Raw genomic sequence first — 309 nt, 5'->3', positions numbered from 1 at the left:
TCATAAGTTAAGCGTCCACGCTTATCGGCTGTAGATCAAGACAGACTCAGGGGTCTGTAGCTCAGTCGGTTAGAGCACCGTCTTGATAAGGCGGGGGTCGTTGGTTCGAATCCAACCAGACCCACCAACTTTGTCTGCGCCCCTGGGGTCATCGTCCCACTAGACGATGAACTCTGTGTGTATGGGGGCATAGCTCAGCTGGGAGAGCACCTGCTTTGCAAGCAGGGGGTCGTCGGTTCGATCCCGTCTGCCTCCACCATCATTCAATGACAAGCGTTCGGTTTGTACCGAGTCTTTGTCATTGGCGAT

At 54.4% G+C, this 309-nt stretch carries 2 tRNA genes; both read left to right on the top strand.

The annotated features are described in order from the left end of the window. The first annotated feature begins 50 nt into the window (after nt 1-50). Nucleotides 51-127: transfer RNA gene (locus C0Z18_RS32550), tRNA-Ile, on the top strand. A 56-nt stretch (nt 128-183) separates the two neighbouring features. After that, nucleotides 184-259, top strand: a tRNA-Ala gene (locus C0Z18_RS32545). The last annotated feature ends 50 nt before the right edge of the window (nt 260-309 follow it).

Origin of the sequence: Trinickia dabaoshanensis, assembly GCF_002879885.1 — a bacterium.
Lineage (GTDB): Bacteria > Pseudomonadota > Gammaproteobacteria > Burkholderiales > Burkholderiaceae > Trinickia > Trinickia dabaoshanensis.
The sequence above is the reverse complement of the archived record's forward strand: the minus strand, read 5'-3'. Positions and strand labels throughout refer to the sequence as shown.